Origin of the sequence: Microbacterium sp. NPDC076895 (assembly GCF_040687115.1) — a bacterium.
Classification (GTDB): domain Bacteria; phylum Actinomycetota; class Actinomycetes; order Actinomycetales; family Microbacteriaceae; genus Microbacterium.
This window is the reverse complement of record NZ_JBFBMQ010000002.1, coordinates 84,800-110,008: the sequence shown is the minus strand read 5'-3', so window position 1 is coordinate 110,008 and position 25,209 is coordinate 84,800. Positions and strand designations below refer to the sequence as shown.

The following is a 25,209-nucleotide window of genomic DNA, read 5'->3' as shown; positions in this document are numbered from 1 at the left end:
GTGACGGATGGTCAGGCGCGAAGCTTCAGGGTCTGCAGGATGATCGCCGACATCTCCTCGACGCTCTTGGTCGAGGAGTTCAGGAACGGGACGCGGGTGCGCCGGTAGAGCTCCTCTGCCCGGCGCAGCTCGAGGGTGCATTGCGCGAGGCTCGCGTAGCGGGAGTCCGGGCGACGCTCGTGGCGTACCTGGCTCAGGCGGAGCGGGGTCGTCGTGAGCCCGTAGCAGCGGTCGGCGTAAGGTGCCACCAGGCGCGGCAGGCCGTCGGTCGGGAAATCATCGTCGGTGAGGGGGTAGTTCGCGACCAAGAGGCCGTACTGCAACGCCAGGTACATGGTCGTCGGGGTCTTGCCGCAGCGCGAGGGCGCGATGATGATGACGTCGGCGAACTCGAGCGCACGCGAACTCTGCCCGTCGTCGTGCTCGATCGCGTACTCGACCGCGCGCATCCGTGCGAAATATGCCTCGGTGTCGCCCACGGTGTGAAATTGCCCGAGCTGCTCGGATGCCGTTGTGCCGAGCGTGCGCTCAAGGTCGGTGAGGTGACCGCCGAGCAGATCGATGCGCGGCGCCGGCGCGGTGTCGAGCACCCGACCGACTGCCGCGTTCTTCATTGTCGAGAAGACGATGGGCGCCAGGCCCGCGGCATCCGCGGCAGCGATCGTCTGTACCACCGTCGCTGCCGCTTCGGCGGTGTCGACAAAGGGAATCGTGTGGCGCTCGAACCGGAAGCCGGGAAAGTTCGCCAACAGGGCGTTGCCCAGTGTCTCGGAGGTGATGCCCGTGCTGTCCGAGACGAAGAACACGGCGCGTTTCGTGCGCGTGTGGTCGCTCAGGGCAGAGGGCATGCCTCGAGGCTAAAGAGATATGTCAGTGCTTACCGCCGCAATTGGCGTCAAGATTGAGCTTTCTTTACGACCCTGCAAACATAACGCGTTCAGACGTGCTCAGCCGGCGAGCTGGTCGAGGTCGCGAAGGTGCCGGTAGGAGCCCTTGAAGTAGAGCAGCGGCTCCTCGCGATGCGACTCCGCCGGGCTCATTCCCACGACCGACCCGATGACGATGAGGTGATCACCCGCTTCGTGCTCGGCCCATGCCTCGCAGTCCACCCACATCAGGGTGTCGGCGATGATCGGGTTCCCCGAGGCGGCAGGTGTCCACGAAACCCCCGCCCACTTGTCGGTGCCGCTACGGGCGAACTGGGTGGCGATGGTGTGCTGATCGTGCGCGAGAACATTCACCGCGAACCTGCCGGTAGCAGCGATCCGGGGGTAGGTCGTCGAGGTCTTCATGACGCTGAACGAGATCAGCGGCGGGTCGATAGATACCGAGAAGAACGACTGGCAGGTGAATCCGATCGGTTCGCCGTTGTCGATCCCCGACACGATCGTGATTCCGGATGCGTAGTGGCCGAGGGTGTCCCGGAACTGGCGGGGAGAGAACGGCACTTCAGGTGTGGCGAGCTGCGACATGGTTTGCTTTCTCTTTCGCCGTCGGTTCAGGAAGCCGGGATGTCGGCGCGGAGGGCGCCGGCCAGCGAGGCCACTCGTCGGATATTGCCGGCGTACTCCGCCACTGCCGCGTCCAGGACGTCGTCCACGCGCTCCATCTGGCTGAGGGCCAGGTAGAAGCCGCGTCCGGGCACTGTTGCTCCGAGCTCCACCAAGAGGGGAGACAGAGTGAAGGTCGGCCCCATCGCGTGCGTGAAATCCGCGCCGGTGTGGAGCGGGATTGCCGTGACCCCGGCGAGCCCATTTGCGGGATACCGGTCGAGAAAGGCCTTGAGCAGTCCGGTGTAGGTGGCCTTGTAGGTCGGCGACGCAAAGATCGCGAGGTCGCATTCAGCGACTGCCGCGTTCAGCGCCCCCATGGTCTCCGACGGCCACGCGAAGATCTCTGTGGTGTAGTCGGCCAGGTCGATCACCTGCGCCTCGAACGTTCCGGGGTCGAGAAGCTTCTCGAGCAGAAGTTCGGCGATCTTGCGGGTTCGCGACGCCGGCTTCGGGTTGCCGACAACGACCGCGACTTTGAGTGACATGACTCTCTCACTTCCATACCGATGAACAGGAAGGGATGAGTCGCCGCACCACACCGCGAGAGGGGACGTGGAGCGAACGACATCTCCACACGCCCCGGGATCTTGTGGCCCAGTGCGCCCGCAACGGCTTACGCTGCACATCCATTGTGCACACATTCGTGTTTCGGTCGCGTAAACCGCCCCTCACAGCGCCCGGGTACGTCGATCCTGGGCCGCTCCGAACCACGTCAGGGTATCGGGGATGCAAGACTGGCGTCCCATGGGCATCCTGGCAACTGTCGTCAACGTGTTCGTCGACGAAGCAGGAGATCACGGCAATCCGCTCGGAATCGTGTGGGCATCGACAGCCACTCGCGGGCGTGAGCAGGACATTGCCGCCGACCTCGGTTTCAGCGAGACCGTCTTCATCGACGCGGTGGATGGGCGAACTGTTCGGGCGCGAATTTTCACCCCGAAACAGGAGTTGCGTTTCGCCGGGCATCCCACGGTCGGACTCGCCGCCTGGCTTCGCGCGGCAGGTGATGACATCCGTCATATCGCCGTCCCTGCGGGCACGGCGCGCGTCCGTGCGGACGGAGAGTTCACGTGGGTCAGCGCCGAGGTCGACTGGGCCCCGGAATTCGAGCTCGAACAGCTCGAATCGCCAGAGGAAGTCGATGCCGTCGACCCGGATGCCTACACCGAGGGCATGCACTATGTCTGGGCGTGGCTCGACGAAGAAGCGGGGAAGGTGCGCTCGCGGATGTTCGCGCCAGGGCTCGGCATCCGTACCGATGAGGCGACCGGGTCAGCGGCAATCCGGCTGACTGCATCACTCGGCCGCGACCTGCAGATCGAGCAGGGAGCAGGTTCGAGGCTCGTCACGCACCGTCGAAACCTGGGCCGGGAGGTCGAGATCGGCGGCCGTACGACGCCGGGGCGCGACGTCGAGCTGGCGTGAGCTTTCAGTACAACTGGAACAGTTGAGACGCGATCGCGCCCAGATCGGTGTTGGCCTGGATGACCGCTTGCACCTCGGTGATCGGTACGTCATTGACGAACACCGCGAAGGCGAGACGCCGGCCGGATGCGGCATCCAGAAATCCGGCGAGCGCCTTCGTCTCGAGCACGTAGGGGGTGTCGGTTCCCGGACCGACGAGCGTGCCGGTCTTCGCGTGGGCAGAACCGATCGCGGGGTCACCGTCGGGCAGCACGGTTGCCAGGGACCCGTCCACCCCGAGGATCGGTGTGGATTCGAGGAAGGTCTCGAAGTACGGGGCGTCCGTCAACGACACCAGGTAGGAGGTCATCGCTGCCGGAGTGATGCGGTTCCCCGGCAGCCCTTGACCATCGGTGATCACGACGTCGTCGGGCCCGAGTCCCGCCGCTTCGAGCACGCTCATCTGTCTCGCCAGCCCGGCGTCGAGGGTTCGCTCACCCGCCTGCGCCGCCAGCAGCAGCGGCAGTTGATTGGCGCCGAGGTTGTGGCTGACCTTGTTGATCAGCCGGGCGGTCTCCGAGAACGGCGGGGAGGTGAACGTGGCGAGCGGGATCGCGCCGTCGAGGTCCGCGACCGGCGGCAGCTCGCTCGAGCTCGGCGTCCGCGGGTCCGCCGTGACGGTGACGCCCGCGCGCTCGAGCGCCTCGATGAACAGGGTGCGGGCCCACGCTGCCGGATCAGGGACCTGATAGGTCTGCACCACCGGTTCGGCGCCCAGAGGGATCGTTCCGGTGACGGTGAGGATGCCGCCGTGCTCGGTGATCGTGACGTCGAACCCGCTGTCGGCATCCGCTGTGCTCACCAGATTCTCGACGGTGTACGCCGAGCTCTGCGGCCGCCAGCTCGCGGTCGTGGGGTCGCCGACCGCCGCGCCGGAGGTGATGACGATGTCCACCAGGTTGTCGTTGACCACGATCGGTGAAATCGGTACTCCGTCTAGGACGACGGGATCCCAGAGCCTGTCGTCGACGAGGACGTCCCCGCCCACCGTGTGGATTCCGGATGCGGCGACCTGCTGTGCGAGATCATCGAGGCCGGTCAGCGGATCTTCGGGAGTGAGCGTCGCCAGCCCCGGGAGGACGTTCGCGTCGTAGTGGTCGAAGATCGGGACATCGAGGGTGCCGTCGGGCATCGTTCGACCGCCGAGGGTGAGGTCCCCCGAGCCGCGCAGAATGAGATCTCCCTCGAGAGTGCCGTTCGAGACCTCGCCGACGGCGACGACCGGGGTCGTGAACGTCGCGTCCGCGCCGAGCAGGTCGAGGGCTGCGGTGACAGAGAGGATCTTCGCCGTGGACCCGGTGAGGAACTGCTCGTCGGGGTTGACGGCGATGAGGGTCTCGCCGCTGTCGATGTCGATCACCGACATCCCCCAGCGGCCGCCCTCGTAGGTGGGCTGGTCCATGATGGCCGCGATCGTGGGTGGCACATCAGTGGGCGGACCGGGTGGCGCGGCGGTGCACGAGATCAATCCCGCTGACGCAGCGATGATCGCTGCAATGGTCACCGGTCGTCGGGTGCGACGGAGCATAGGACGGAGTCTATCGAGGCGCCGTCTTCGTCCCGACCCTCGCGGTGCTCCAGGCGGGTACGCTTTCCATGTACTAAGACATGGAAAGCGCCGGACGGGAGAGCGCGGATGAGCATGATGCGCGGGGGTTTCGGCGGGGGTCTCACTCGCGGGGCCGATGAACGGACGCAGCGGGAGCGCAACGCGGAGGCGCCACACATCCCGCACCTCGGCCGGCGCATCGTCGCGCTGTTCTCGCCGTACCGTGGGCGCCTGAGCATCACTGCGGTTCTGGTCATCCTGAGTGCTGCCCTCGGCGTCATCCCGGCGCTCCTGGTCGAGCAGGTCTTCGACCTCGCGTTGTTCCCGGCATCCGGCGGACCTGACATCCCGCTGCTGATCGAGCTCGTCGCACTCATGATCGGGCTGTTCGTGCTGTCTGCAGGGCTGAACGTCCTCCAGACATGGCTGACCTCGTCGGTGGGAAACCGCGTCACCGGCGACCTGCGAGTCCGGCTCTTCCAGCACCTGCAGTCGATGGAACTTGCCTTCTTCACGCGCACGAAGACGGGCGTCATCCAGTCCCGGCTTCAAAATGACGTGGGCGGGGTTGCGAGCGTCTTGACCAACACGTTCACCTCGATCCTCGGCAACAGCGTCACCGTCATCGCGTCGCTCGTGGCGATGATCATCATCGACTGGCGGCTGACGCTCGTGGCAGTCGTCATGCTGCCGGTGCTCGTGGTCATTCAGCGCCGCGTCGGCCAGGTGCGTGCTCGCATCGCGGCGCAGGCCCAGGAATCACTGTCGACGCTCACCGCCATGACCCAGGAGTCGCTCTCGGTCTCGGGCATCATGCTGACGAGCTCGTTCAATCGCGCGGACTACGAGACCGGTCGCTACGCCGACGAGACCTCGCGTCAGGTCTCTCTGCAGATTCGGCAGGCGATGAGCGGGCAGGGCTTCTTCGCGGTCGTGGGTGTCATCATGTCGGCAGTCCCGGCGGTCATCTACCTTCTCGCGGGTGTGTTCATCACGGGCGGTGTCGACATCACAGCCGGCGCGATCGTGGCGTTCACCGCCGTGCAGGGGCGCCTGCTCTTCCCGCTCATGGCGCTCATGCGGGTCGCGCTCGACGTTCAGACCTCGATGGCGTTGTTCGCCCGCATCTTCGAGTACCTCGACCTCAAGCCCGCGATCGTCGACGCACCGGATGCGATCGACGTCGGCGCGGCGCCGGGGCCGGTCGGCCGCGTCGAGTTCCGTGACGTCTCATTCCGCTACCCCGGCGCGGGAGAGGATGCGGCGACCCTGCATGATGTCTCCTTCGTTGCCGAACCCGGTCAGCACATCGCCTTTGTCGGCTCCAGCGGCGCGGGCAAGACGACGATCCTCTACCTCGCGCCGCGGATGTATGAGGCATCATCGGGTGCCGTGCTGTTTGCCGGCGCCGATGTTCGAGACCTCCGCCGTGAGTCCCTGCTTGACAGCGTCGGAATCGTCTCGCAAGAGACCTACCTCTTCCACGCGTCGATCCGCGAGAACCTGCTGTACGCGAAGCCGGATGCCTCTTCCGACGAGCTCGAGGAAGCATGCCGCGGCGCGCATATTCATCACGTCATCGAGTCCTTCCCCGACGGCTACGACACGATCGTGGGCGAGCGGGGCTATCGCCTGTCCGGTGGCGAGAAGCAACGGATCGCGATCGCGCGGGTGCTGCTGAAGAACCCACCCGTCCTCCTTCTGGATGAGGCGACCAGCGCGCTCGACACCGTCTCGGAACGGACCGTGCAGCAGGCGTTGGATGCCGCGGCGCAGGGCCGCACGACCCTGACGATCGCGCACCGCATTTCGACGATCGTCGCCGCCGACGTCATCCACGTCGTGGAGGCGGGACGCATTATCGAAAGCGGCACGCACGCCCAGCTCCTCGCGGCTGGCGGCGCGTATGCGCGACTTGTCGCGCACCAGCAGGAGAGTGCCCTTTCCGTGATCTGACGGTTGCCGTCGGCCGCCGGCGCTGGGAAGCTGAGAGCGTGCGCGTTTGGGTGCGCGCCTCGCCCATGGAGGAACACACGATGGCTGGCAAGTTCGATCTGAACACGACCACTCTCGGGCAGTTGCTCGATGACCCGGAGGCGCGCGCGATCATCGACGAGCTGGTTCCCGAGCTTCCGACACACCCCATGGTCGGGATGGCGAAGGGTATGCCTGTGAACACCGTGCTGACCTTCGCGGGCGGCCAGGTCGACCCCGAGATCGTGGCGCAACTGAAAGCGCGCATCGGCGCACTCTGACCGTCCCGCCTTCGTCATCGGTGGGCGCAGCGCAGCAGTACGCTGAGGGCCCATGAGCGATGTCACCCGTCCGGCGCGTCCTGCCGGGGTGCGCGAGGTAGCCCGGCTGGCGGGAGTATCGACACAGACGGTGTCGCGGGTCATCAACAACTACCCGAACATCCGGCCCGAGACGCGGATGCGTGTGCTCGAGGCCATGCGAGCACTCGACTACCGGGTCAACAACGCCGCGCGAGCGCTCGGCACGGCATCCACGCGCACCATCGGGGTCATCGCAACGGATGCCACCCTCTACGGCCCCACGGTGGGAATCGCGGCTCTCGCCGAAGCCGCTCGGGAGGCGGGCCTGTGGATCGCGACTGCCTACGCTGATGCCAGCGATCCGGCCGCGATCGACGGAGCGATAGCCCACGTGCTCGCTCAAGGCATCGACGGGCTCGTGCTCGTTGCCCCGCACGCGCGGATGGTTGCCGCGCTGCGCGAAAGGGAGCTGGGCGTGCCGGTCGCCGCGCTGCACGCAGACGAGGGCGCAGGAGCGCAACACGAAGGCGCAGCGCTCGCTGCGGCACACCTCGTGGGCCTCGGACACCGACGGATCGGGCGTCTCGGCGGGCCCGTCGACTGGCTTGAAGAGGCATCTCGTGCCCAGGGCGCCGAGGCGGGACTCCATCGTGCCGGCCTGTCCCTCACCCATGAGTGGCGGGGAGACTGGTCAGCTCGATCCGGCGCGGACCGCGCCGCGGAGGTCGCTGCCGCGGTGCAGGCCGGTGAACTGACCGCGATCCTTGCCGCGAACGACCAGATGGCGCTGGGGCTCATGGCAGGGCTCGCCGGGAGCGGCATCCGGGTTCCGAACGATCTCGCGGTCGTCGGCTTCGATGACAACCCGGATGCGGCGTTCTATGCGCCCGCGCTCACCACGGTTCGCGTTGATGTGCTCGGTGACGCGCGCCGCTGCGTCGCCGAGGTTACGGGGGGCTCGACCGGGGGGCTCAGCACAGCGTCGGCTCCGGCTCGGCTCGTCATCCGGGCCTCGAGTGCGCCGCTGACGATCTGACCTCCCGGGGCGTGGTGCTGCGACGGTCAAGACTGGCGGATCCCAAGTGTTACCGGTAACATTCGGGGCGTGCCCAGTCGGTGCAGACAAGCGCGACGACGAGGGTGTCTCGGAAGGATTCATCGATGACCGAAATCGACAGTGCCCATTTCGACAGTGCCGTCAGCGAAGCGATCGCTCGGGTCCGTGCCGATGTCGCGGCGTTGCATTCCGAACTGGTTCGCTACGGACTGATCGTCTGGACCGGCGGGAACGTCTCGGGTCGCGTTCCGGGCGCTGACCTGTTCGTCATCAAGCCGTCGGGCGTCTCGTACGACGATCTGGCCCCCGAGAACATGATTCTCTGCGACCTCGACGGCAACGTCGTTCCCGGCAGTGTGGGAAGCGAACGCTCGCCCTCGAGCGACACCGCCGCTCACGCCTACGTGTACCGCCACATGCCCGAGGTCGGCGGGGTCGTTCACACCCACTCGACGTACGCCGTCGCGTGGGCAGCGCGCGGAGAAGAGATCCCGTGCGTCATCACGGCGATGGCCGATGAATTCGGCGGGCCGATCCCGATCGGCCCGTTCGAGATCATCGGCGACGACTCGATCGGCCGCGGCATCGTCGAGACACTGCGTGGTCACCGCTCACGCGGGGTCCTCATGCAAAACCACGGTCCCTTCACCATCGGCTCGAGCGCGAAGGATGCCGTGAAGGCCGCCGTCATGCTCGAGGATGTCGCCCGCACCGTGCATATCGCGAAGCAGGCAGGGCCGCTGATTCCGATTCCGCAGGAGGCGATCGACAGTCTCTACAACCGCTACCAGAACGTGTACGGCCAGTCGACGGACGACCGCCGATGAGTGCGCTGAGCACCGACGTGGCCCGCGAAGCGATCGTGCGTGGGCGGGCGAGCCTGGGCATCGAGCTCGGTTCCACCCGCATCAAGGCCTGCCTCGTCGACGAGAGCGGACGGGTGCTCGCGGTCGGCAGCCACGAGTGGGAGAACAGCTACGTCGATCGGGTGTGGACCTACTCCCTCGATGAGGTGTGGGCAGGCATCCAGGCTGCGTATGCGGCGCTCGGTATCCGGGTAAAGCACGCCTACGGGATCGCGATCGAGTCCCTTGCGAGCATCGGCATCTCGGCCATGATGCACGGCTACCTGGCCTTCGACGCGCAGGACCAGGTGCTCGTGCCGTTCCGCACCTGGCGCAACACCAGCACGGGTGCTGCAGCGGCAGAGCTCAGCGCCCTGTTCGGTGTGAACATCCCGCTTCGCTGGTCGATCGCCCACTATCGGCAGGCCATGCTGGATGCCGAGCCGCATGTCGGCGCCATCGACCATCTCACGACGCTCGCCGGCTACGTCCACACCGCTCTGACCGGCCGCCGTGTGCTCGGTGTCGGCGACGCGTCGGGCATGTTCCCCATTGATCCGGCCACCGGCAGCTATGACGCTGACCTCGTGTCGTGCTTCGATGCCCTAGCCGGCGACGCCGCGCCGCGTCGCCTCCTCGAGGTGCTCCCGACCGTCCTGCCGGCCGGCGCCGAGGCGGGGGAGCTCACCGCCGAGGGTGCCGCACTGCTGGACCCGACCGGGGCGCTGCGGCCCGGCGCGGTGTTCTGCCCACCCGAGGGTGATGCGGGTACCGGCATGGTCGCGACCAACGCCGTCGCCCCCCGCACCGGAAACGTCAGCGCGGGCACGAGCATCTTCGCGATGATCGTCCTCGAGCGTCCGCTGTCGGCCGCGCACGACGAGCTCGATATCGTCACGACTCCCGCCGGTGACCCCGTCGCGATGGTGCACTGCAACAACGGCGCCTCGGAGCTTGCCGCGTGGGTGGGTGTCTTCCAGCGCTTCGCGGACCTCATCGGCTCCCCGCTGCCGCCCGACTCGGTGTACGAGGCCCTGTTCACCGAGGCGCTCACCGCCGCACCGGATGCCGGGGGCATCCTCTCGTACAACCACCTCTCCGGCGAGCCCATTGCGGGCCTCGACGAGGGCCGACCCTTGGTCATCCGCACCCCCGACAGCCAGCTCACGCTGGCGAACTTCCTGCGCTCGCAGCTGGCGGGAGTGTTCGCGACGCTGAGCCTCGGGATGCAGGTGCTCGATGACGAGGGCGTCGAGGTCGACCGGATGCTCGCGCACGGCGGCATCTTCCGCACCGCCGGTGTCGCCCAGCGGGTGCTCGCCGCCGCGCTCGATACCGCTGTGTCGGTCGAGCGGCACGCTTCCGAAGGCGGAGCCTGGGGCATTGCGGTTCTTGCCGCGTACACCGCGGCCCGCCACGCGGGTGCCACTGACGCATCGCTTGCGGCGTACCTCGATGCCGTCGCTTTTGCTGATGCCGAGTTCGCCACGGTTGTTCCCGACCCCGCTGAGGTGGTCGGCTACACCTCCTACCTCGACCGTTACCGCGCGGGCCTTGCCGCTGAGCGCGCCGCCGTCACCGCCCTCTAGTTCCCCACCCCTCATCGAAGAAGGACCCTCATGACTTCTCTCAACACCTTCGCGACCCGCGAAGTCTGGTTTGTCACCGGCAGCCAGAACCTCTACGGCGAAGAGACACTCCGCCAGGTCGCCGAGCAGTCCCAGGCCGTCGCCGCCGGGCTATCGGAGCTGCCCATCCGCGTCGTCTGGAAGCCCGTGCTGAAGGATGCCGACAGCATCCGTCGTCTCGCCCTCGACGTGAACGCCCGTGACGAGGTCATTGGCATCATCGCGTGGATGCATACCTTTAGCCCCGCCAAGATGTGGATCGGCGGGCTTGATGCGTTGCAGAAGCCGCTGTTGCACCTGCACACGCAGGCCAACGTCGAGCTGCCGTGGAGCGAGATCGACTTCGACTTCATGAACCTGAACCAGGCAGCCCACGGCGACCGGGAGTTCGGGTACATCCAGACCCGCCTGGGTGTTCCCCGCAAGACCGTCGTCGGGCACGTCTCGAACCCGGCAGTGCGCGACCAGATCGAGACGTGGCAGCGCGCCGCTGCGGGCCTTGCCGCGATGCGCTCCCTCAAGCTCGCGCGCTTCGGTGACAACATGCGCTATGTCGCCGTGACCGAGGGTGACAAGACTGAGGCCGAGATCCGATTCGGCGTGCAGGTCAACACGTGGGGCGTCAACGAGCTCGCGGATGCCGTCGCTGCGGCATCCGATGCTCAGGTCGATGCCCTCATCGACGAGTACGAAGAGCTCTACGAGATCGTCCCCGAGTTGCGTCGCGGCGGTGAGCGTCACCAGTCGCTGCGTGACGGAGCTGCGATCGAGGTCGGGCTGCGCTCGTTCCTCGAGGCCGGCGGGTTCGGTGCCTTCACGACGAGCTTCGAAGACCTCGGCGCGCTCAAGCAGCTGCCCGGCCTTGCCGTGCAGCGACTCATGGCTGAGGGGTACGGATTCGGTGCCGAGGGCGACTGGAAGACCGCGATTCTCGTTCACGTTGCGAACGTCATGGGGGAGGGTCTGCCCGGGGGTGCGAGCCTCATGGAGGACTACACCTACGACCTCGTCCCCGGCGACGAGAAGATCCTCGGTGCTCACATGCTCGAGGTAGCGCCTACCCTCTCCAGCGCCAAGGCGAGCCTGGAGATCCACCCGCTCGGGATCGGCGGCAAGGATGACCCGGTCCGTCTGGTCTTCACCGCCGACCCCGGCCCCGCCGTCGTCGTGGCGATGAGTGACATGCGCGACCGGTTCCGCCTCGTTGCCAATGTCGTCGAGAACGTCGCAGCGCCCGATCTTCCCAAGCTCCCCGTCGGGCGGGCCATCTGGAAGCCGGCACCGGACTTCGCGACATCCGCGGCCTGCTGGCTCACGGCTGGCGCGGCGCACCACACCGTCATGTCCACGGCCGTCGGCATCGACGTGTTCCGCGACTTCGCCGAACTCGCCGAGACCGAGCTGCTCGTCATCGACGAGGACACCACGGTGCGTGGCTTCCAGAAGGAAGTTCGCTGGAACCAGGCGTACTACCGCCTGGCTCAGGGGCTGTGAGCAGCGCTGCCCCTGTGAGCGACCCCGGCGCCGCGGCACCAGCGACGCCGGGGGTCAGGCAGACTGGCGAGATGAATGATGAGTCCCCGGCCGTGATCCCGGCATCCGGAACGCAGTACACGATCACCGCTGGCGACTACGAGGCCACGATCGCAAGCGTCGGCGCGACCCTTCGAAGCCTCACCTACCGTGGCCGCGATCTTGTCGTACCGTTCGAGCCCGACATCGTCCGACCGTCCTTCCGCGGTGCCACGCTTGCGCCCTGGCCCAACCGCATCGTGGACGGTCGCTACGTGTTCCGGGGCCGTTCGTACGAGGTGGCTCTCACCGAACCGGGGCGCGGCCAAGCCCTCCACGGCCTCGCATCCTGGCTGGACTTCGCGCCCGTCGAGACGGCGGAGAGCTGGGTGACCCTCGGAGCCACGATCGAACCGCAGCAGGGGTATCCCTGGCGGATCCGTGTCGAGACGACGTTCGCGATCGGGGCGGACGGTCTCACTCAGCGGGTGAAGGCGACCAATCTGAGCCGCGACTTCGCGCCGTGGGGCACGGGTCCGCATCCGTATCTTCTCGCCCCGGGGACCCTGGATGACTGGGTCTTCACGCTTCCGGCGTCCCAGGTGCTCACGGTCACCCCCGACCGGCTCTCTCCGGTCGGACTCCAGTCGGTGACTGCGGATGCCGAACGCTTCGATTTCCGTGAACCGCGGACCCTCGGTGCTGTCATGATCGACCACGCCTACACGGATCTCGTGCGCGACCGCGACGGACTCGTGACAGTGCGGGTGACCGATGCTCAGGGTGAGGGCACGGCGATCACGTGGGACGCGCGATGCCCCTGGGTTCAGATCCACACGGCCGACCGGCCTGGCGGGCCGGCGGCTCCCGGGCACCGAGCGGGTCTCGCTGTCGAACCGATGACGTGCGCCCCCGACGCCTTCAACGATGAGAGCTACCCGTTCGACACGGGGCTCGCCGTGATCGCGCCGGGTGATGCCCACAAGGCGTCGTGGCGGATCGCTGCGCTTTCCTGAGAGTTAGCTGGAAGAGCAGGCCCCTTTCGCTCTAGGCTGTGGCCATGCTCGCAACCTCCATCACCGACCAGGCCAGCGCGTCCTCCCTGTGGACGACCTCGCTCATCGGTCTTGTCATCTACGTCATCGTCGTTGTCGCCCTGTGGCGTGTCTTCTCGAAGGCGGGGTGGCCCGGCATCCTGGCGATCATACCGATCGTGAACATGTTCATCCTCGTGAAGATCGCCGGATACTCAGCCTGGCTCGGTCTGCTGTACTTCGTGCCCATCGCCAACCTGGTGCTCGCGATCATCGTGGCCATCAAGGTCGGAGAGAGGTTCGGCAAGGGAGGCGCCTTCTCGTTCTTCCTGCTGTTCCTCTTCCCGTTCATCGGGTACCTGATCCTCGGTTTCGGCGAGGCTAGCTACACCAAGCGCGCCTGAGTCAGATCCCACCACCTTCGCGGGCGCCGGCCATAGGTCGGCGCCCGCTCTCATGCCCCGATACCCTCTACCCAGGAGGTTGCGGATGGGCAGGACGGCCGATGCGATCGCCGAGGGCGTCATCATCGCCACCGCGGCGGCGCGCCTGAGCATCCGCAACCGGATTCTCGTCGACGCGATTCGCAACGACAGCACCTTCTCGGTCGACGCGGTGAAGCCGTTCGCGCGACAAACGCTCGAAGCGCTCGCCGACGAGCAGTCCGCGGCTGCCGACCGTGCCCGCGCCGACTGGCGCCGTGCGTGGGGGAAGCAGTCAGATCCGAGCGGGACTCACGATTATCGTGGGCGTGACTCCCGGAATCTGAGGCGGCGCGCCCGACAGTACACGGGGGTCGCCAAGGAACTCCGTGAGCGGGCAACCGACGACGCGGCACTCGAGCAGCTGATCGAGCAGGCACGCGATGCCGCGTGGGGCGATGTCGAATCAAACCTTGAGCGACGCCTGATCGTCGAGGCGATGCGGCCGGATCTCGACCCCGATTATGCGTCGATGCGTGCTGCACGCATGCAATCGATCAGGCTCATCGACCTGCCTCGCCTCTCCTCTCACCAGCGCCGACTGAGCACCTCACAGGGGTCTGCGCCCATGATCGATGTCGACGACTCCGGTCCGGTTCCCGATGGGGGGAGCCCCGAGGGCGAGTGAACCGCGGCGAAGCCGCCGACGATTCGCCGTGCGGGGCCCTCGTGGGGTAATCTGGACGCTGGTTTGCTCGCAGAAGCGCGCGGACCATGCGCCCGTAGCTCAATGGATAGAGCATCTGACTACGGATCAGAAGGTTGGGGGTTCGAGTCCCTCCGGGCGCGCACTGTGTTGAGACAGTGATGAGGTCCCTGAGCCCTATGGCTCGGGGACCTTTTTCGTTTCAGCTCGCGCTCACCGTGCGAAAGCCTGCGTTACCCATCGACGAGTCGGGGGTGTTCTGCGACCGGGCGGAATTGCGATAGCGGTTGCAGTACGAGATGTGACAGAGGTAGCTACCGCCGCGCAGGATGCGGGAGCTACCGCGATCGGGACCGCGGGGATCGGCGTCCGTCGAGCGTGCGTAGTAGCCGGGGTCGAACCAATCCGCACACCACTCCCAGACATTGCCTACGGGCTGCCACAGTCCGTAGCCGTTCGGGTCGAAGGTGCGCACCGGAGCCGTCGTGAGGAAGCCGTCCTCGAGCGTGTTGACGCGGGGGAACTGACCCTGCCAGATATTGACGCGCCACGTGCCGCCGGCTTCCGGCTCCTCATCACCCCACGGGTACTTCTTCCCGTCGAGGCCGCCGCGGGCCGCATACTCCCACTCCGCTTCGGTGGGTAGACGCCTCCCCGCCCACGCGCAGTATGCCATCGCGTCGTTCCAGGAGACGTGGACGACGGGGTGATCGCCGAGCTCGTCGACCGACGAATTCGCGCCGCCCGGATGCCGCCAGTCGGCCCCACGAACTCCGAACCACCAGGGGGTTGCGGTGGGCTGCCCCATGATGTCGCTCTCGGGAGCCTGCAGCGCCAGGTGGAAGACGGCGGAGAACCCGAAGGTTTCGGCTTCCGTGAGATAGCCGGTGTCATCGACGAATCGCGCGAAATCGTCGTTCGTGACGCTCGTCGTGTCGATCTCGAACGCGCTGATCGAGACCTCGTGGCGCGGGGTCTCACCATCGCCGAGATTGGCGTCGCCCGACGAATCGCCCATCACGAAGCTGCCCGCGGGGATCTGCGCCTGGGGGATGCGGTGACGCGAACCCGAGGCGGAGGGGATCGCGGAGGCGGTGACCGGTGCCGTGCCGAGGGTCAGGAACTGCGATCGTCCCGGTGCGCCGCACGCGCACTCGGGTCCACATCCGCCCGCGGGTTCTGAGTCGGTGTCCATGCGATCCTCCTCCAGCAGGCTACTGCGGCAAGCAAACGCGCACGCTCGATAGGGTTGTCTCACTTTCACCGGGAAGAGCGAGGAAGCGGATGCCTGGTCCGATGCCCCTGGACGGTGTCGTCGTCGCCGACCTCAGTCGCGTGCTCGCAGGTCCGCTGGCGGCATCCACGCTCGCCGACCTCGGTGCCGACGTGATCAAGGTGGAGCGCGCCGCATCGGGCGACGACACTCGGCAGTGGGGTCCGCCATGGACGGGCAACTCCTCGTCGTACTTCGAGTCGGCAAATCGGGGAAAGCGCTCGCTCGGCAATCGGCATCCATCGATCGCGCCGTACGAGGCGCTCGACACCGGCGAGGGGGTGCTTGCGCTAGCCGTGGGAAACGACGCGCAGTTCGCGCGGCTGTGCGAGACCGTCGGTGACCCCGACCTTGCCGGTGATGCCCGCTTCGCCACCAATGCGCAGCGCGTCGCCCACCGGGATGAACTGGCGGTGGCCCTCGAAGCTCGGCTGCGGGCCGACACCGCGGCATCATGGGCGGCGCGACTGATGGATGTCGGTGTGCCGGCGGGCACGATCGGCAGCGTCGCCGACGGTTTCGTCTTGGCCGAACGTCTTGGTCTCGACCCCCGGGTTCCGGTCGACGGTGGCATCGACCAGATCAGGTCTCCGCTGCGGTTCGAGCGGACGCCGATCGGCCGGTACGTGCGCCCGCCGCGGCTCGACGAGCATGGCGACGAGATCCGTCGGTGGCTTGCTGCCGGCCCCGATCCGATCGGTCACGCGGGTGGCCAGTCCGAAGGAGAGACCCGTGGCAACCATGGATGACGTGATCGACATCGCCGGCATCGATGCTCTGCTCAGCGACGACGAGCGCGCAACCCGCGACGCCGTGCGCGCGTTCGTCGAACGGCGCGTGAGCCCGTTCGTGGCGGACTGGTTCGAGCGCGGCGAGATCGACGATCTGCGCGGGCTCGCGAACGACCTCGGGCAGCTGGGGGTACTCGGCATGCACCTCGAGGGCTACGGGTGTGCCGGAATGTCGGCCACCGAGTACGGCCTCGCGTGCCTCGAGCTCGAAGCCGCTGATTCCGGCATCCGTTCGCTCGTCTCGGTGCAGGGGTCGCTGGCCATGTACGCGATCTGGCGCTGGGGGAGTGAGGAGCAGAAGCAGCGGTGGCTTCCCGGGATGGCTGCCGGTGAGCTGATCGGATGCTTCGGCCTGACCGAACCGGATGCCGGCTCAGACCCTGCGAGCATGCGAACGCGAGCCCGCCGCGATGGCGATGATTGGGTGCTCGAGGGTCGCAAGATGTGGATCACGAACGGGTCGGTTGCCGATGTCGCTGTCGTCTGGGCGCAGACCGACGGCGGCATCCGTGGGTTTGTCGTCCCAACGGACGCGACGGGGTTTTCCGCGCCCCAGATCCGCCACAAGCTGTCGCTTCGGGCGTCGGTGACCTCCGAGCTCGTGCTCGATGCGGTGCGCCTGCCCGCGGATGCCGTGCTGCCCGAGGTGGTCGGGCTTCGCGGCCCACTCAGCTGCCTCAACGAGGCGCGGTATGGCATCACCTGGGGCGCGCTCGGCGCTGCGCGGTCGGCGCTGACCGCTGCGCTGACCTACGCCGGGGAGCGGATGCAGTTCGGCAAACCGATCGCCGCGTTCCAACTCACGCAGCAGAAGCTCGTCGACGCCGTCGTCGAGTATGAGAAAGGACTGCTGCTCGCGCTCCACCTCGGGCGGCGCAAGGATGCCGGCGAGCTGACCCCGCAGCAGGTGAGCCTGGGCAAACTCAACAACGTGCGCGAGGCGCTCGAGATCTGCCGCACCGCCCGCACGATCCTCGGCGCAAATGGAATCTCGCTCGAGTACCCCGTCATCCGTCACGCCGCGAACCTCGAATCGGTTCTGACGTACGAGGGCACTGTCGAGATGCACACGCTCGTCCTCGGCCAGGCGATCACCGGCATCCCCGCTTTCCGCTGAGCGCTCGGCTTCTGTTCGCCGACAGCGAGCCTCTCGTGCGCTCGGATATCTGGCACTCGTATGTCGAGAGTGCTAATCTGAGATCAGTTGAGTCGCGGCGACTCAACTTCTAGAACTCGGTCGGATGCCGCATCCGGCCCCGCTCGCAAAGGAGACGAGATGGCAAACTATGACCCGCTCCGCGACATGGAGCGATTCGCGAACGCACTTTTCGACGGCAACCGGCGCGGACCGCGTCAGATGCCGATGGACCTCTACCGTGATGGCGACCACTACGTGCTCTCCGCCGACCTTCCGGGGATCGACCCCGGCTCGGTCGACGTGGATGTCGACGGCCAGCTGCTCACGATTCGCGCCGAGCGTACGCTCACCTCGCAGGAGGGCGTGAAGTGGATCACGCGCGAGCGTGAGGCCGGCAGCTTCCTGCGTCAGCTGAGCCTCGGCCAGGGGATCGACACCGAGGGCATCGCGGCCAGCTACGCGCATGGTGTGCTGACGGTCACGATTCCGGTGAGCCCCAAGGCCAAGCCGCGCAAGATCGACATCGCGACCGAGGCCCCGGCAACGATCACCGTCGACGAGTCCCACAGCGAGATCCAGGAGGCCGGCGCCAGCGCCTGACCTTCTCTCCGGAAGCCCCCGGCCCGAGAACGGACCGGGGGCTTCTGCGTGCTCGCGCGTGCGGCGGGATGAATAGTCCCCCGCCTCTAGGCTGGAGTGCGTGTGGACGACGACTCGTTTTTCCAGACAAGACTCTCGCAGTGAGATCACGGCTCCGGTCGAACTCACCCTTCCCGATGGGCGCCTGAACCCCGCCGCGGTCGGCTGGGCACGCTCCCCACTCATCCGGACTGACGGGATCGGGCCGCGACGGTCCTGGGGGCGGAACAAGCGGTGGGAGTACTGGAACATCATGACGCCGCGATACATCGTGGGCGTCACGGTGTCGTCCATCGACTACGCTGCGGTGCACGAGGTCTGGGTGTTCGATCGTGAGTCGAACGAGGCTGTCCATCGCGCGGCCACTGTCGTCCCCGCACGCGGCGTGAGCCTGCCCGGTTCGCTGGGACAGGGACCCGTTACGGCACGCGCCAAGGATCTTCGGATCGAGATCACCGAGGAGACAGGCGGCGTCCGGATGCGCGTCGAGGTCCCCCGCGCGTCCATCGCTGTTTTCGCTGAGAAGCCTGCCGGACACGAATGTCTCGCCGTCGTTGTGCCGTGGACCGACCGTCGATTTCAGTACACGGTCAAGGATGTCGCGCGTTGCGCGACCGGCACGATCGCCATCGACGGCGAGGTCTACGACCTGCCGGCGGGGGAGTCGTGGGCGGTGCTCGACCACGGTCGCGGGCGATGGCCCTACGACATCACCTGGAACTGGGGTGCGGGGTCTGGCCGCTACCGGGGCAGCGTGATCGGGATCCAGGTCGGCGGAAAGTGGACCGACGGCACCGGCGCCACCGAGAACGCGTTCTTCGTCGATGGACGGATGCACAAGATCCACGACGACGTGACGTGGGACTACGACCAGGCAGACTTTCTGAGCCCGTGGTCGGTGTGCGGCGGCGGTCTGGACGCGCGATTCGTCCCCTTCTATGACCGTGTTGCGCGAACGAACCTCGGCATCATTGCGGCGGCGACCGACCAGTGCTTCGGCGTGTGGTCAGGAACCTTCACGATGGCGAACGGCGAGGTCATCCCGTTCGAGGGCATCGAGGGATGGGCCGAGCACGTCCACAACCGGTGGTAGCAGACCACCTCGGGCCCGGATGCTGGCGTCAGCAGTCTGATGGGCGCGGCTGACGGAGCTTGGCGGTCAGCGTGCGGAGCTGCTCGAGTTCGATGTCGCTCAGGGTCGACATCCGTTCTGCGATGGCCCTGCCGTGGGCCGAGGCGACCTTGCGGAACAGGCTCGCCCCCCGATCTGTTGCGGTGACCACTGCCCCGCGGCCATCGTCAGGATCTGAGCACTTTGTCAGCAGCCCCGAGGCGACCATGCGGTCGACGAGCCGCGAGACGCTCGGCTGGCTGATCAGCATGTTTGACGTCACATCCCGCAGGCGTGCCGACATCCCGGGCGCCCGGGTGACGGTGAGCAGGACGTCATACTCACCCTGCGTCAGCTCGCCGACCACGAAGTCGCCGCTGATCTGGGCGAGCACTTCGTGTTGCGCGCGAAACAGGCTCTCCCATGCGTCGATCGCCAGTTGCCGGTCCGTCATGCACACCAGAGTACGACCACGGCGGCGCCCGTAGGCTGATCTCATGTCAGCCCGGATCCTGATGCGGCGCACCGTCGGCACCGTCGCGACGCTCGCCATCGCGCTGGTCGCGATCGTCGCGTGCTCGGTGAGTGTGTCGTTCGGTGATGAAGCCGCGGCGGTGTCCACCGACGTCGACGACTTCGTTTTCGAGAGCCTGGATGCCGACTACACGCTCGGCCGCGCCGAAGACGGCACCAGCACGATGACCGTCGTCGAGACGTTCGTCGCGATCTTCCCCGAGTACGACCAGAACCGGGGGATGCGCCGCATCCTGCCCGACTCGTACCTGGGCGCACCGCTGCACCCCCAGCTCGTTTCGATCACCGACGCCGACGGGAACCCGAGGCCTGCCGAGGTCGTGAGCGAGGACGGCGCTTACGCGATGACCTCGCGCGCTGACGACTACGTCCACGGTGCGCAGACCTACGTCTTTACGTACACGCTCGAGAACGTCGCCCGCTTCTTCGATGACACCGGGGTGGATGAGCTGTACTGGAACGTCAACGGTGTCGACTGGGTTCAGCCCTTTGGGTCGGTCTCGGCGACGCTGCACGTTCCGACCGAACTTGCCGCCGCCCTCACGGGGGCGCAGTCCTGCTACGTCGGTGCTGCAGGCGCTACCGACCAGTGCTCGATCGCCTCGACGACGGATGCCGACGGCGGGGTGACAGTCACGGCATCCGCCACTGACCTGCACTCGTACGAGACGATGACGATCTCCGTCGCCTTTGATCCCGACACCTTCACGTCGTTCGACAGCTCCTACCTCGCCTCGCCGTTCGGGTGGCTGCAGGCTCTCGCCTTTCTCGGCGTCATCGGGTCGCTCGTGTGGGCGATCATGTTCCGGGTCAGGATGCTGCGCGACGAGCCCGGCCGGCCGACGATCATCGCCGAGTACGCGCCGCCGCCGCGGATCGATGCGCTTGAGAGCGCGGTACTGCTCGGCAAGACGACGAAGGCGATCCCCGCCGAGGTGCTCGAGCAGGCGGTGGTCGGCAGCATCCGGATCGAGGAAGCCGGCCGCAAGCTCTTCGGTGGTCTGAAGCTCAAGGCGGTGCTGCTGGATCCGGCCCGCGCCGACGGCGACGGACTCCTGTTGCTGCAGGGGCTGTTCCCCACCATGGCGCCCGGAGACGAGTACGAGTTCGGGTCGAGCGACACACGACTCTCGTCGGCCGCGCGCCGCATCATCAAGGCGGCGGAGCGAGAACTCGACACGCGCGGGCTTCGACGCCGTGTTCCCAGCGGCCTACGGTTCTGGCCGACGCTCGGGGCCATCGTGTTCGGCATTCTGACGATCGCGCTCGGGTTCCAGGCGCTCGGAGCCTTCGTCGATGCCACCATCCCTGTGCTCCTGATGATCGTGGCTTTCGTGATGTTCTTCGTGGTCGCCGGCCTGGTGTCTCGGAAGCCGCTCACGGCCGCCGGTGCCGAGACCCGCGATCACCTGAAGGGCCTGCAGGTCTTCATCGAGTGGGCCGAGGCCGACCGGATCCGAATGCTGCAGTCGCCGCAGGGCGCCGAGCGGATCGCGCTCGACCACAGCGGTGCGCGTGTGGATCCCGCGAACCCCCGCCAGATGCTGCGGATCTACGAGACGCTGCTGCCCTACGCCGTGGTGTTCGGCCAGGAAGAGGAATGGGCCGAGCACCTCGCCGTGCTCTACGACCAGACCGGCGTTCCCGGCTGGTATGTCGGCACGGCGGGATTCAACGCTGCTGCCTTCTCTTCGGGGATCTCGACCCTGTCGACCACGACGACGTCGTCCACCTCGGGTGGCTCCAGCGGTGGCGGAAGCGCCGGTGGTGGTGGCGGTGGTGGTGGCGGTGGTGGGGTCTAGGGTGCGGCATCCGAATTAAGTTGTGCACGACTAAATTGTGTGCAATTCTTTCTCTGTGACGGCGAAAGAGAACTCCCCAGAGCGTGCACTCGACCGGATGCTGTGCTTCTCGCTCTACGCGGCACATCGCGTCACGACGCAGGCCTATCGCCGCACCCTCAAGCCGTGGGGACTCACCTACCCGCAGTACCTCGTGCTCGTGGAGCTCTGGGAGAGGGAGCCGCGCACCGTCACGGAACTCGGCGATGACCTGGTCCTCGACTCCGGCACGCTCTCGCCCCTCCTGAGCCGCCTGGAGGCTCTCGGATTCGTCGCGCGTGCGCGCTCCAGCGAGGATGCTCGCGTCGTGACGATTCGGCTCACCGATCGCGGCTCAGCCCTCCGGGCAGAGCTCGCCCATGTGCCCGGTGAGATCGCGCGGTGCATGGGCATACCACTCGACATGGCGCAATCCCTGGCATCGGAGGTGCGGGCGTACACGGCCAGCATCCAGGCCGACAGCGCTTCGCACGTCTGACGCTTCCGACTCGCCGCTGGGGTGATTGCGATCACGCGTGCCCGCGAGCAGCCACGAATCCCCATCAGAAGGAGAACCCCATGGAAACCCTGTACACCGCTGAAGCCCTGGCCACCGGCGACGGCCGCAACGGTCACGTGGCGACGATCGACGGTTTGCTGGATGCCGACGTGCGCGTGCCGAAAGAGATGGGTGGCGCGGGCGGCGCGCTCAACCCCGAGCTGCTGTTCGCCGCGGGGTACGCCGCCTGTTTCCACAGCGCGCTGTTGAGTGTCGCGCGCCGCGAGAAGGTGCAGCTCCACGACACCAGCGTCGGTGCCCGCGTGGGTATCGGACCCAACGGTGACGGAGGGTTCGGCCTGGCTGTCGAGCTCGAGGTCGTCATCCCGGACGTTGCGGCCGATCAGGCGCAGGCGCTGGCTGACGCCGCACACCTCGTCTGCCCCTACTCCAACGCGACCCGAGGCAACATCGAGGTCATCGTCCGCGTCGTCGAGGACTGACCTCGAGCAGACGAACGACAGGGCCGGCGGAGAGGCATCCGACCGGCCCCTGCCGTTCACGCTGCTCACTGGGCGAGATCTGCCGCTGATAGAGTCCGTGCCACAACAGTTCATCAGCGGGCGGGCGACGCCATCCGGGTCGGGGGATGCGTCGGAAAGCGATTCCGTCTGTGACTGATCCGTCGTCGGGGCGTTCTGCCCTCGCCGCCTACCGCGCCCTGCCCTCTCTCGCTGGCTGGGGCTATCTCATTGCGACGTCGCTCGGGCGCCTGCCGGTGTCGATGGTCCCGCTTGCCATACTCACCCTCGCGACATCGGCGACCGGCTCCATCGCGGTCGGCGGAGTGGCCGCCGCCGCGACGGCGCTCGGCGAGGCGGTCGGAGCGCCCGTCGGCGGTGCCCTCTCTGATCGATGGGGCCAGCGCCGCGTGCTCCTGATCGGCGTCGTGACCAATGTCGCATCCGTCGTGGCATTCGTCCTCGCCGTCGGGCACGTGCCCGACGGGTTGGCTGTCGCGCTCGCCGGCCTCGCGGGCCTTTCCCTGCCACAGGTCGGACCCCTCTCGCGGGTCCGGTGGCTCGCCATGTCGCGCGATGACGTCTCGGCAGCCTTCGCGTTCGAGGGCGTCGTCGACGAGGTCGTCTACATCATCGGTCCGGCGCTGGTCGGCATCGTTGCCGTCGTGCTGTCGCCGCAGCTCTCGCTCCTGGCGGCCGCAGCGTTGATCGCGGTGTTCGTGACACAGTTCGCGCTTCACCGCAGTGCCGCGCTGGTGCCGCGCCGGGAGCCGACGACGGATGCCGACGTCGTCGCTGCCGCTGAGGGTGGACGTGCGCGTTCGGCAATGGCGGCTCTCGTTCTGGCGGGGATGCTCGCGATGGGGGTGTTCTTCGGCGCGAGCCAGGCGGGTCTCACGGCGTTCGCACGCACGCAGGGGGTGCCGGACGCGGGTGCGCTGTTCTACGCCGTCATGGCCATCGGGTCGGCTGTCACGACGATGGCGATGGTCGCGCTGCCGTCATCCATCGGCCCCTGGATGCGATGGATCGGCGCAGCCGTCGGCATGGCTCTCGGGGGCATCGGGATGACCCTAGCCCCGACCGTGCCCATCCTTCTGATGTTCGCGGTCTTCGCGGGCGCCTTCCAGGGGCCGGCACTTCTTACGCTCTATAGCGTCGCGGGATCCATCGCCGAACGCACTCGGGCGGGCGTTCTCATGACGCTCACCGGCAGTGGTGTGGTCTTGGGCGTCGGTATCGGTACCGCAGTCGGCGGTGCTGGTGCGGCGATCGGGGGTGCCGCAGCCGCTTTCAGCCTCGTCGTGGCGGCATCCGTTCTGCTCGCCCTGCTCGGCGGTGTCGCAGGGGTCCTCGGTCGCGAGCGGCGATGACGCCGAGGCGTTGTTCGGGTACAAGTAAGGGCCGGTCGGAGAGGCTTCCGACCGGCCCTTGTCCCTTGCACCAAGAGTGTCCTGCAATCACATGTCGGTAGCTGCCACAGCAAAACAACTACCGTGCAAGCACTCTATAACGGTGAGGTAACGGAAGGGAAGACCTCACCGTTATCTTTTTGTGATTCATAGCCAGCGCATGATCCGGTCAGGATTCGTGGAGGTTTCGTTCAGGAAGAGCACCCAGACTCGGACACTTGTGTGCCGCCCGAGGCACGCTTTTCCGGGCCCACTGGTGCTGCCCGCTTGATTCTCCGAACAGGAAGCCACTGAATTCGTGCGTCAACGTTCATCGTCAACTCCCCTCGTTTCCCGTCCCCGCGCTCGTGCTCTGACCGCAGCCGCGATGGGGCTCACCCTGCTGCTGGGGGTCTCATCGACTGCCGCCTTCGCACAGACGCCGGCTCTCGCGACCGTCCCCACCGCGCGGAGCGAAGCACCGCCGATTCCGGCATCCATCCAAACTGACGCCTCCTCCGTCGAGTCGCTCACCTCTGATGCCAAAGCCGCACTTGCTGCCGCGGCGACCGTTGCGGCGGATGCCACTGCTCTGAATGGGGAGGTCGCGGCATCCGGGCTGACGGTCGATGCCCCCACTACTGTCTCGGTGTCGGCTGTGGAAGCGGCAACCGCCGATTTGGATGGACTGGATCTTCTGCCGATCGTGCTGCTGCCCTCGCTCACCTCAGCGGTCACGGATGCCGTTGCCGACACGCAGGCCAAGATTGACGGGCTGCGCGAGCGACTGGCCGCTGCAGTCGCAGCTGAGGAAGCCCGCCGGGCTGCCGAGGAAGCTGCAGCCAAGGCCGCGGCTGAAGAAGCCGCGCGCGTTGCAGCTGAGGAGGCTGCGCGCGCAGCGGCCGCGGCAGCGCCGGCCGTTTCCGGGCCCGTGGCGTCCACGGGCGATAACTCCCCGGGTGCGGCGCAGGCTGCTGCCCGCGACATCATGGCGTCGCAGTACGGCTGGGGCGACGGTGAGTTCTCGTGCCTCGTGGCGCTGTGGAACAAAGAGTCCGGCTGGAACTATGCCGCCTACAACTCCTCGAGTGGTGCAGGGGGTATTCCGCAGGCGCTCCCCGCCAGCAAGATGAGCTCTGCCGGTGGCGACTGGGCGTCCAATGCAGTCACGCAGGTGCGCTGGGGCCTTGGCTACATCGCCGGACGCTACGGGTCGCCGTGCAACGCGTGGAGCCACTCCCAGTCAACCGGCTGGTACTGAGCCGCGAGGGTACAAGTAAGGGCCGGTCGGAGAGGCTTCCGACCGGCCCTTGTCCCTTGCACCAAGAGTGTCCTGCAATCACATGCCGGTAGCTGCCACAGCAAAACAACTACCGTGCAAGCACTCTATAACGGTGAGGTAACGGAGGGGAAGACCTCACCGTTATCTTTTTGTGATTCGTCTCG

Annotated in this window: 25 protein-coding genes and 1 tRNA gene; 20 read left to right on the top strand and 6 right to left on the bottom strand. The window is 67.0% G+C overall.

Features of this window, described 5'->3' with window-relative positions:
- Window positions 1-11: 11 nt before the first annotated feature.
- The 3 genes from AB0O89_RS02265 to AB0O89_RS02255 all read right to left on the bottom strand — a co-directional run bounded on the left by AB0O89_RS02265 (window position 12) and on the right by AB0O89_RS02255 (window position 2,038).
- The gene (locus AB0O89_RS02265; RefSeq protein WP_331791870.1) at window positions 12-848 is read right to left on the bottom strand and encodes a pyruvate, water dikinase regulatory protein; all 837 of its coding nucleotides are present in this window, start codon (window positions 846-848) and stop codon (window positions 12-14) included.
- A 99-nt stretch (window positions 849-947) separates the two neighbouring features.
- Window positions 948-1,472 carry a flavin reductase family protein gene (locus AB0O89_RS02260; RefSeq protein ID WP_292734905.1) on the bottom strand — a complete coding sequence of 175 codons (525 nt, stop codon included), beginning with the start codon at window positions 1,470-1,472 and terminating at the stop codon, window positions 948-950.
- Between the two features lie 26 nt (window positions 1,473-1,498).
- Window positions 1,499-2,038, bottom strand: a complete 540-nt coding sequence (locus tag AB0O89_RS02255; RefSeq protein ID WP_292734908.1) for an NAD(P)H-dependent oxidoreductase — start codon at window positions 2,036-2,038, stop codon at window positions 1,499-1,501.
- 241 nt (window positions 2,039-2,279) lie between these two features.
- Between AB0O89_RS02255 and AB0O89_RS02250 the strand changes: the two genes are divergently transcribed.
- Window positions 2,280-2,978 (top strand): PhzF family phenazine biosynthesis protein, encoded by a 699-nt coding sequence (locus AB0O89_RS02250; RefSeq protein ID WP_331791867.1) that lies wholly within the window; start codon window positions 2,280-2,282, stop codon window positions 2,976-2,978.
- Between the two features lie 4 nt (window positions 2,979-2,982).
- Here AB0O89_RS02250 and dacB read toward each other — a convergent pair whose 3' ends face one another.
- Window positions 2,983-4,545, bottom strand: coding sequence for a D-alanyl-D-alanine carboxypeptidase/D-alanyl-D-alanine-endopeptidase (dacB, locus tag AB0O89_RS02245; RefSeq protein WP_300590592.1), 1,563 nt, complete (start codon window positions 4,543-4,545; stop codon window positions 2,983-2,985).
- A gap of 117 nt (window positions 4,546-4,662) precedes the next feature.
- On the opposite strand from dacB, the gene AB0O89_RS02240 reads away from it, so the two are divergent.
- The 10 genes from AB0O89_RS02240 to AB0O89_RS02195 all read left to right on the top strand — a co-directional run bounded on the left by AB0O89_RS02240 (window position 4,663) and on the right by AB0O89_RS02195 (window position 14,189).
- A complete protein-coding gene (locus AB0O89_RS02240; protein ID WP_363494133.1) occupies window positions 4,663-6,522 on the top strand; it encodes an ABC transporter ATP-binding protein in 1,860 nt (619 codons plus the stop codon).
- A 38-nt stretch (window positions 6,523-6,560) separates the two neighbouring features.
- Entirely contained in the window at window positions 6,561-6,821 is a 261-nt protein-coding gene (locus AB0O89_RS02235) for a hypothetical protein (RefSeq protein WP_300592152.1), read from the top strand.
- Between the two features lie 52 nt (window positions 6,822-6,873).
- A complete protein-coding gene (locus tag AB0O89_RS02230) occupies window positions 6,874-7,878 on the top strand; it encodes a substrate-binding domain-containing protein (RefSeq protein ID WP_292734924.1) in 1,005 nt (334 codons plus the stop codon).
- A 125-nt stretch (window positions 7,879-8,003) separates the two neighbouring features.
- Window positions 8,004-8,726: an L-ribulose-5-phosphate 4-epimerase gene (locus AB0O89_RS02225; RefSeq protein WP_363493810.1), complete on the top strand. Its 723-nt coding sequence runs from the start codon at window positions 8,004-8,006 to the stop codon at window positions 8,724-8,726.
- Window positions 8,723-10,333: an FGGY-family carbohydrate kinase gene (locus tag AB0O89_RS02220; protein WP_363493808.1), complete on the top strand. Its 1,611-nt coding sequence runs from the start codon at window positions 8,723-8,725 to the stop codon at window positions 10,331-10,333. The genes AB0O89_RS02225 and AB0O89_RS02220 overlap by 4 nt, the downstream gene beginning before the upstream one ends.
- A gap of 30 nt (window positions 10,334-10,363) precedes the next feature.
- Window positions 10,364-11,866, top strand: coding sequence for an L-arabinose isomerase (gene araA / locus AB0O89_RS02215; RefSeq protein ID WP_363493806.1), 1,503 nt, complete (start codon window positions 10,364-10,366; stop codon window positions 11,864-11,866).
- A gap of 71 nt (window positions 11,867-11,937) precedes the next feature.
- Window positions 11,938-12,900, top strand: coding sequence for an aldose 1-epimerase family protein (locus AB0O89_RS02210; protein WP_363493804.1), 963 nt, complete (start codon window positions 11,938-11,940; stop codon window positions 12,898-12,900).
- Window positions 12,901-12,944: 44 nt separating this feature from the next.
- On the top strand, window positions 12,945-13,322 hold the full coding sequence (locus AB0O89_RS02205) for a DUF5684 domain-containing protein (RefSeq protein ID WP_331791861.1): 378 nt from the start codon (window positions 12,945-12,947) through the stop codon (window positions 13,320-13,322).
- Between the two features lie 85 nt (window positions 13,323-13,407).
- Window positions 13,408-14,028 carry an asparagine synthase gene (locus tag AB0O89_RS02200; RefSeq protein ID WP_363493801.1) on the top strand — a complete coding sequence of 207 codons (621 nt, stop codon included), beginning with the start codon at window positions 13,408-13,410 and terminating at the stop codon, window positions 14,026-14,028.
- An 88-nt stretch (window positions 14,029-14,116) separates the two neighbouring features.
- Window positions 14,117-14,189 (top strand) — tRNA-Arg (locus AB0O89_RS02195).
- A gap of 59 nt (window positions 14,190-14,248) precedes the next feature.
- Here the strand turns inward: AB0O89_RS02195 and AB0O89_RS02190 are convergent.
- Window positions 14,249-15,241 carry a formylglycine-generating enzyme family protein gene (locus tag AB0O89_RS02190; RefSeq protein WP_292707778.1) on the bottom strand — a complete coding sequence of 331 codons (993 nt, stop codon included), beginning with the start codon at window positions 15,239-15,241 and terminating at the stop codon, window positions 14,249-14,251.
- An 89-nt stretch (window positions 15,242-15,330) separates the two neighbouring features.
- Between AB0O89_RS02190 and AB0O89_RS02185 the strand changes: the two genes are divergently transcribed.
- The 4 genes from AB0O89_RS02185 (at window position 15,331) to AB0O89_RS02170 (ending at window position 18,980) form a co-directional block, all read left to right on the top strand.
- A complete protein-coding gene (locus AB0O89_RS02185; protein WP_331791859.1) occupies window positions 15,331-16,068 on the top strand; it encodes a CoA transferase in 738 nt (245 codons plus the stop codon).
- A complete protein-coding gene (locus tag AB0O89_RS02180; protein WP_363494131.1) occupies window positions 16,061-17,227 on the top strand; it encodes an acyl-CoA dehydrogenase family protein in 1,167 nt (388 codons plus the stop codon). The genes AB0O89_RS02185 and AB0O89_RS02180 overlap by 8 nt, the downstream gene beginning before the upstream one ends.
- 159 nt (window positions 17,228-17,386) lie before the next feature.
- Complete coding sequence (locus tag AB0O89_RS02175; protein ID WP_363493798.1) at window positions 17,387-17,848, top strand: Hsp20/alpha crystallin family protein; 462 nt, start codon at window positions 17,387-17,389, stop codon at window positions 17,846-17,848.
- Window positions 17,849-17,948: 100 nt separating this feature from the next.
- Entirely contained in the window at window positions 17,949-18,980 is a 1,032-nt protein-coding gene (locus tag AB0O89_RS02170) for a DUF2804 domain-containing protein (RefSeq protein ID WP_363493796.1), read from the top strand.
- Window positions 18,981-19,008: 28 nt separating this feature from the next.
- On the opposite strand, the gene AB0O89_RS02165 is transcribed toward AB0O89_RS02170, so the two are convergent.
- Window positions 19,009-19,452, bottom strand: coding sequence for a MarR family transcriptional regulator (locus tag AB0O89_RS02165; protein WP_363493794.1), 444 nt, complete (start codon window positions 19,450-19,452; stop codon window positions 19,009-19,011).
- Between the two features lie 43 nt (window positions 19,453-19,495).
- Between AB0O89_RS02165 and AB0O89_RS02160 the strand changes: the two genes are divergently transcribed.
- The 5 genes from AB0O89_RS02160 to AB0O89_RS02140 all read left to right on the top strand — a co-directional run bounded on the left by AB0O89_RS02160 (window position 19,496) and on the right by AB0O89_RS02140 (window position 25,024).
- Window positions 19,496-21,334 (top strand): DUF2207 domain-containing protein, encoded by a 1,839-nt coding sequence (locus AB0O89_RS02160; RefSeq protein WP_363493792.1) that lies wholly within the window; start codon window positions 19,496-19,498, stop codon window positions 21,332-21,334.
- A 97-nt stretch (window positions 21,335-21,431) separates the two neighbouring features.
- On the top strand, window positions 21,432-21,851 hold the full coding sequence (locus AB0O89_RS02155) for a MarR family transcriptional regulator (RefSeq protein WP_363494129.1): 420 nt from the start codon (window positions 21,432-21,434) through the stop codon (window positions 21,849-21,851).
- A gap of 80 nt (window positions 21,852-21,931) precedes the next feature.
- Complete coding sequence (locus AB0O89_RS02150; RefSeq protein WP_292707794.1) at window positions 21,932-22,354, top strand: organic hydroperoxide resistance protein; 423 nt, start codon at window positions 21,932-21,934, stop codon at window positions 22,352-22,354.
- Window positions 22,355-22,524: 170 nt separating this feature from the next.
- The gene (locus tag AB0O89_RS02145) at window positions 22,525-23,745 is read left to right on the top strand and encodes an MFS transporter (protein WP_292707796.1); all 1,221 of its coding nucleotides are present in this window, start codon (window positions 22,525-22,527) and stop codon (window positions 23,743-23,745) included.
- A 337-nt stretch (window positions 23,746-24,082) separates the two neighbouring features.
- Window positions 24,083-25,024, top strand: a complete 942-nt coding sequence (locus AB0O89_RS02140) for a hypothetical protein (protein ID WP_331792431.1) — start codon at window positions 24,083-24,085, stop codon at window positions 25,022-25,024.
- Window positions 25,025-25,209: the final 185 nt, after the last annotated feature.

What these genes read in the sequence shown, in the direction of transcription:
- AB0O89_RS02265 (WP_331791870.1), bottom strand. Translation starts at nt 848, where the DNA reads ATGCCCTCTGCCCTGAGCGACCACACGCGCACGAAACGCGCCGTGTTC.
- AB0O89_RS02260 (WP_292734905.1), bottom strand. Translation starts at nt 1,472, where the DNA reads ATGTCGCAGCTCGCCACACCTGAAGTGCCGTTCTCTCCCCGCCAGTTC.
- AB0O89_RS02255 (WP_292734908.1), bottom strand. Translation starts at nt 2,038, where the DNA reads ATGTCACTCAAAGTCGCGGTCGTTGTCGGCAACCCGAAGCCGGCGTCG.
- AB0O89_RS02250 (WP_331791867.1), top strand. Translation starts at nt 2,280, where the DNA reads ATGCAAGACTGGCGTCCCATGGGCATCCTGGCAACTGTCGTCAACGTG.
- dacB (WP_300590592.1), bottom strand. Translation starts at nt 4,545, where the DNA reads ATGCTCCGTCGCACCCGACGACCGGTGACCATTGCAGCGATCATCGCT.
- AB0O89_RS02240 (WP_363494133.1), top strand. Translation starts at nt 4,663, where the DNA reads ATGCGCGGGGGTTTCGGCGGGGGTCTCACTCGCGGGGCCGATGAACGG.
- AB0O89_RS02230 (WP_292734924.1), top strand. Translation starts at nt 6,874, where the DNA reads ATGAGCGATGTCACCCGTCCGGCGCGTCCTGCCGGGGTGCGCGAGGTA.
- AB0O89_RS02225 (WP_363493810.1), top strand. Translation starts at nt 8,004, where the DNA reads ATGACCGAAATCGACAGTGCCCATTTCGACAGTGCCGTCAGCGAAGCG.
- AB0O89_RS02220 (WP_363493808.1), top strand. Translation starts at nt 8,723, where the DNA reads ATGAGTGCGCTGAGCACCGACGTGGCCCGCGAAGCGATCGTGCGTGGG.
- araA (WP_363493806.1), top strand. Translation starts at nt 10,364, where the DNA reads ATGACTTCTCTCAACACCTTCGCGACCCGCGAAGTCTGGTTTGTCACC.
- AB0O89_RS02210 (WP_363493804.1), top strand. Translation starts at nt 11,938, where the DNA reads ATGAATGATGAGTCCCCGGCCGTGATCCCGGCATCCGGAACGCAGTAC.
- AB0O89_RS02205 (WP_331791861.1), top strand. Translation starts at nt 12,945, where the DNA reads ATGCTCGCAACCTCCATCACCGACCAGGCCAGCGCGTCCTCCCTGTGG.
- AB0O89_RS02200 (WP_363493801.1), top strand. Translation starts at nt 13,408, where the DNA reads ATGGGCAGGACGGCCGATGCGATCGCCGAGGGCGTCATCATCGCCACC.
- AB0O89_RS02190 (WP_292707778.1), bottom strand. Translation starts at nt 15,241, where the DNA reads ATGGACACCGACTCAGAACCCGCGGGCGGATGTGGACCCGAGTGCGCG.
- AB0O89_RS02185 (WP_331791859.1), top strand. Translation starts at nt 15,331, where the DNA reads ATGCCTGGTCCGATGCCCCTGGACGGTGTCGTCGTCGCCGACCTCAGT.
- AB0O89_RS02180 (WP_363494131.1), top strand. Translation starts at nt 16,061, where the DNA reads ATGGATGACGTGATCGACATCGCCGGCATCGATGCTCTGCTCAGCGAC.
- AB0O89_RS02175 (WP_363493798.1), top strand. Translation starts at nt 17,387, where the DNA reads ATGGCAAACTATGACCCGCTCCGCGACATGGAGCGATTCGCGAACGCA.
- AB0O89_RS02165 (WP_363493794.1), bottom strand. Translation starts at nt 19,452, where the DNA reads ATGACGGACCGGCAACTGGCGATCGACGCATGGGAGAGCCTGTTTCGC.
- AB0O89_RS02160 (WP_363493792.1), top strand. Translation starts at nt 19,496, where the DNA reads ATGTCAGCCCGGATCCTGATGCGGCGCACCGTCGGCACCGTCGCGACG.
- AB0O89_RS02155 (WP_363494129.1), top strand. Translation starts at nt 21,432, where the DNA reads ATGCTGTGCTTCTCGCTCTACGCGGCACATCGCGTCACGACGCAGGCC.
- AB0O89_RS02150 (WP_292707794.1), top strand. Translation starts at nt 21,932, where the DNA reads ATGGAAACCCTGTACACCGCTGAAGCCCTGGCCACCGGCGACGGCCGC.